We start from the raw sequence: 5,114 nt of genomic DNA, 5'->3' as shown, positions 1-5,114 counted from the left end.
GCCTGACCACCCTGCGGTGGCTCCGGCGGCGCGGGCCGCGAGGTCCCGGCGGGCACCGGGGCCGGGGGCCCGGACCGCAGGCCCCCGGCGGCTCAGCGGGCGCCGGCCGCGGGAGCCGGGCGGACCAGCTCCTTCAGCACGTCCTCCATGGTGACCAGACCCAGCGCCGTGCCGTCCGCCGCGACCGCGGCGGCCAGGTGGGTCCCGGAGCGGCGCATCGCCGTCAGCACGTCGTCCAGCGGCATCGACCCGGGCACCCGGGCGATCGGGCGCAGCGTGCCGACCGGGAACGGCCGGTCGCGGGCGTCGTCGTGCTCCAGGGCGTCCTTGATGTGCAGGTACCCGGCCACTGCGCCGTCCTCCCCCAGGACGGGGAAGCGCGAGTAGCCGGTCCGGGCGGCGAGCCGCTCCAGTTCCGCCGGCGTGGTCCCCGGGCCGGCGAAGACGACCTGCCCGGACGGGGTGACGACCTCGGAGACCGGACGGCTGCCGAGCTCCAGCGCGTCGTGCAGCAGGTCGGTGTCCTGCGCGCTGAGCAGTTCGGCGTCGGAGGAGTCCTTGACCATCCGGGCGAGTTCGTCCTCGGTGAAGACGGAGGCGACCTCGTCCTTCGGCTCCACCCTGAGCAGCCGCAGGATCCGGTTGGCGAAGCCGTTGATCGAGAAGACCACCGGCCGCACGGCCCGGCAGGTGGCGACCAGCGGCGGCACCAGCAGCAGCGCCGCGCGCTCCGGCGCGGCCAGGGCGATGTTCTTGGGGATCATCTCGCCCAGCAGCATGTGCAGGTAGGTCGCCGCGGCCAGGGCGACGACGAAGGCGATCGGGTGGATCAGGCCCTCGGGCACGCCGACGGCGTGGAACGGGGGCTCCAGCAGGTGGGCGATGGCCGGCTCGGCGACCATGCCGAGCACCAGCGAGGAGACGGTGATGCCGAGCTGGGCGGTGGCCAGCATGGCGGAGACGTGCTCCAGGCCCCACATGACGGTGCGGGCGCGGCGGTCGCCGGCCTCGGCGCGCGGCTCGATCTGGCTGCGGCGCACCGAGATCAGGGCGAACTCGCCGCCGACGAAGAAGGCGTTGGCCACGATGGTGAGCAGGCCGATGGTCAGCTGCAGGGCGGTCATCGGTTCTCCTCGCCGTCCTCGGTGCCGTTCCGGTCCCCGTCGGCCGGGGGCTCGGCGGCGGTGATCCGCACCCGTTCGGCGACGTGGTGGGCGACGGCCCGGACCTCCAGGGTCCAGCCCTCCACCCCGACCGTGTCGCCGGTCGCCGGGATCCGGCCGAGCCGGTCGGCGATCAGGCCGGCCAGCGTCTCGTACGGGCCGCCGGGCACCGGCAGGCCGAGGGCCGCGAGCTGGTCGGTGCGGGTGATGCCGTCGGCGTCCCAGACGTGCCGGCCGTCGTCGGCGACGCCGAGGTCGACCAGGTCGGGGGTCTCGGCGGGGTCGTGCTCGTCGCGGACCTCGCCGACGACCTCCTCGACGATGTCCTCCAGGGTGACGATGCCGGCGGTGCCGCCGTACTCGTCGATGACCACCGCGAGGGTCTCCTCGCCGCGCATCCGGTCGAGCAGGCGGTCGACGGTGAGCGTCTCGGGGACGAGCATCGGGGCGGTCATCAGGGCCGCGACCGGCCGCACGGGCCGCTGCTCGGCGGGTACGGTGAGGGCGTCCTTGATGTGGACGGTGCCGATCACCTGGTCGAGGGTCTCCCGGTAGACGGGGAAGCGGGACAGCCCGGTGGCCCGGGTGAGGGCGGCGACGTCGGCGGCGGTGGCGTGCTCCGCCAGGGCCCGCACGTCGACCCGGGGCTTCATGACGTTCTCCGCGGTCAGCTCGCGCAGGTTGAGCGAGCGGATGAACAGCTCCGCGGTGTCGGGCTCCAGGGCGCCCTCGCGGGCGGAGTGCCGGGCGAGCGCGACGAGTTCCTGCGGCGTCCGGGCGGAGGCCAGGTGCTCGGCCGGCTCCAGGCCGAAGCGGCGCACGACGCGGTTGGCGGTGCTGTTGAGGTGGCCGATGAGCGGGGAGAAGGCGGCGGAGAACCAGTACTGCGGGGCGGCCACCGCCTTGGCCACGGCCAGGGGCCGGGAGATCGCCCAGTTCTTGGGCACGAGTTCGCCGGCGACCATCAGCACGACGGTCGACAGCACGACGCCGAGGACGAGCGAGAGGGTTCCGGCGACGCCGCTCGGCAGGCCGGTGGCCTCCAGCGGGCCGCGCAGCAGCGCCGCCACCGAGGGCTGGGCGACCATGCCGATGACCAGGCTGGTGATCGTGATGCCCAGCTGGGCGCCGGAGAGCTGGAAGGTGAGGCGTTTGACGGCCTTGAGGGCGGCCGCGGCCCCGCGTTCGCCGTTCTCGACGGCCTGTTCGAGGGCGCCGCGCTCGACGGTGGTCAGCGAGAACTCGGCCGCGACGAACAGCGCGCAGGCGGCGGTGAGCAGCAGTGCCAGGAGCAGCAGGAGCACCTCGGTCATCGCGTCACCTCCGGCGGGGCCGGATCCGGTCGTACGGGATCCGGGAGGCGGGGAGCGGGGCGGGTGCTGCGTGGGGCGGGACGTGAGGTGGGACGGGGGGTGGGACGGGGGGTGGGACGGGGACTCGGGGGCTCATCCATCGCGGGGTCCGCGACTCCTTCGTGGCCGGGGTTGATCGTTTACCCCCCGAGTGTAAAGGAATGGCAAATCAAGGTCGCGTAAGAGCTCTCCCGCGGCACCCCCCGCGGCGGCTCACATGGTGTTGACGATCAGCCCGATGTGGGTGAAGTAGTTGAGTCCGCCGAAGACCAGGAAGGCGAGTCCGGCCAGGCCCCACGCGACCCCGACGACCCGGACCGGCCAGCCCGCGGGGCGGCGCAGCGCGTAGGGGAAGAGCAGCGCGCCGATGCCCACCAGGACGTACAGCCCGGACATGAAGCTCGCCTCCAGCCACGGCCAGTCCGCGAACTCGCCGGAGATCGGCTCCTCCGGCGGGGCGGCGAAGAGGGTGTACTTCCAGCCCGCGGCGGCGATGCCGAAGCAGGCGAGCCCCATGCCGAAGACGAACAGCGAGATGGGTGCGGCGATCCGGGCGGTGAGGGCGACCCGCTCCTCGCCGAGCAGTTCGGCGCCGCGTTTCCAGAGGTAGAAGGCGGCGGCGAGCAGGAAGACGCCGAAGGCCAGGGCGGGCTCGCCGAAGATGATGTTGTCGAAGGGGAAGCCCTGCCCGGCGAGCGGCCAGGTCAGCGTCATGTGCAGGCCGGTGACGACGAGGGTGAACCCGAGCGCGCTGAACGCCAGCGCCCACCCGTCGAGGGTGGCGATCGGACCGGGGGTCAGGAACCGGTACCCGAGCGCGACCACCAGCAGCAGGCCGGCGCCGGCGGCCACCGACATGATCGTGTTGTACGTCGGCATCCTGGCCCAGTCGATCTTGAGGCCGGACTCCGCGAGGGACAGTGCGTGCTGGATCATGTGCGGATCGTAAGGACCCGTGCCGCTCCGGCTTCCCGTGCCACCGTCGTTCCGGCCCCGCTCTCACCCGGTCGGGCGAGGGGTGCGGCCGGCGGGCCCGCCGTGGCGGCCGGACCCGCCGGCCCGGGTCACCGGTGGCCGAGCGTGCGGGCGTAGACCTGCCAGCCGTAGGGGCTCGGGTCGCCGGGGAACAGGTTGGTGCTGCTGTCGTCGAACAGCACCGTCCGTCCGTTGCCGGACACGAACGGGCGGACCGCGGCCCCGTCCTGCGGTGCGCCGTCGCCGGCCGGGCCGATGAACTCGGTGCGGCCGGTGGCGAGTTCCTGGCGCTGGAGGTCGTACGTCGCCTGGCTGGCCGGAATGACCGTGGCGGAGCAGCCGCCGGAGAAGTAGATCCACCGGTCGTCGGCGGTGATGGCCGCCGTCTCGCTCGCCCAGCAGATCGCGGCCGGGTCGGCGGACGTCCGGACGGCCCGCACCCGGCCGGTCCGCAGGTCGTGGACGAAGAGCTCGGTGCGGGACTTGCCGTGCGGCAGGGGCGGCACGAAGAGGCCGTAGGCGGCGTAGCGGCCGTCGGGACTGAAGCGCAGGACCGAGTCGGCGGCTCCCGCCGTGCCGTCCGCGGCGAGGCCGGCGAGGACGACCGCGCCGGTGGCCGGGTCGGTGGCGTAGAGGGTGGTGGCGCGCGGCCGGAACAGGCCGGCAGTGCCCCCGGGCGCCGCCGGGAGGAGGTTGCCGGCCTTGGAGCTGAAGCCGATCCGCCGCCCGTTCTCGCTGATGGCCGGGTTCTCGGAGGGGCCGTCGGCGGGCTGCCCGTCCGCCCCGGCACTGACCAGGCGGACGGCGCCGGTGACCCGGTCGGCGAGGTAGACGTTGCGGGTGCCGGGCTCGACGGGGGCACCCGGCACGACGTCGGCGCGGGACGACATGAAGACGACGCGCCGGCCGTCGCCGCTGATCGCCGGCTGGTAGGAGCCGGGGTCGCCGGTGCCGCCGGTGGCCCCGGTGCCGTCGGTGAGGCGCTGGGTCCGGCCCCGGGCGCGGTCGCGGACGTAGACGTCGTACACGCCGTTCACGGCGGCGGAGAAGACGACGTAGCGGCCGTCGGCGCTGATCCCGCCCTGCTCGTCGGCCTCGGCCAGCGGGGTGCCGTCGTCGGCCCGGCTGGCCAGCTCGGTGCGGCCGGTCCGCAGGTCACGGACGTACAGGCCGTAGCGCACGGCCCCGGTGCCCGGCACCAGGTTGGTCGCGGCCGAGCCGAACAGCGCGTGGCGGCCGTCGGCGGTGAGGCCGAAGCCCTGGGACTGCTGGTTCGCCCGGGCGCCGTCCGCGGCGGCGTCGACCGGGGTGACGGGACCCCAGACCGGCGCGGCCTGCGCCGGGGCGGCCGTGGCGGCGGTGGCGGCGGCCACCGCGAGCACGCAGGCGGCCCGGACGAGGCGGCGGTACCGGTGGCGGTGGCGGGGCGTGCGGTGCGTCGGTTGCATGGTGAGGCGTCCTCCCCTGGAAACGGTCCGGCCCGCCGTCTGCTCCCCGTGCCGGCGGGCCCGCAGAAGAGCCAAGCGCGCCCGGGGCCGGCGGTCAACGGGGCCGACCGAGAACCGCCCGGGCCGGCCGCCGGCCGCGGCCCGTCGTGCCGGTGGGCGGCCCGGGCCCGTGCGGG

The 5,114-nt window shown here is 75.0% G+C and carries 4 protein-coding genes; all 4 read right to left on the bottom strand.

Annotated features, from left to right (window positions below):
- Positions 1-92 precede the first annotated feature (92 nt).
- The gene (locus ACFCX4_RS34580; RefSeq protein ID WP_376151163.1) at positions 93-1,124 is read right to left on the bottom strand and encodes a hemolysin family protein; all 1,032 of its coding nucleotides are present in this window, start codon (positions 1,122-1,124) and stop codon (positions 93-95) included.
- Positions 1,121-2,476 carry a hemolysin family protein gene (locus ACFCX4_RS34575; RefSeq protein WP_376151161.1) on the bottom strand — a complete coding sequence of 452 codons (1,356 nt, stop codon included), beginning with the start codon at positions 2,474-2,476 and terminating at the stop codon, positions 1,121-1,123. The genes ACFCX4_RS34580 and ACFCX4_RS34575 overlap by 4 nt, the downstream gene beginning before the upstream one ends.
- A gap of 252 nt (positions 2,477-2,728) precedes the next feature.
- On the bottom strand, positions 2,729-3,451 hold the full coding sequence (locus tag ACFCX4_RS34570) for a DUF981 family protein (RefSeq protein ID WP_376151159.1): 723 nt from the start codon (positions 3,449-3,451) through the stop codon (positions 2,729-2,731).
- A gap of 128 nt (positions 3,452-3,579) precedes the next feature.
- Positions 3,580-4,938 (bottom strand): TolB family protein, encoded by a 1,359-nt coding sequence (locus ACFCX4_RS34565; protein WP_376151157.1) that lies wholly within the window; start codon positions 4,936-4,938, stop codon positions 3,580-3,582.
- Positions 4,939-5,114 lie beyond the last annotated feature (176 nt).

The organism is Kitasatospora sp. NPDC056327, assembly GCF_042261735.1.
Taxonomy (GTDB): domain Bacteria; phylum Actinomycetota; class Actinomycetes; order Streptomycetales; family Streptomycetaceae; genus Kitasatospora.
Note: the sequence above shows the minus strand (reverse complement) of the source record. Positions and strands in the feature narration are given on the sequence as shown.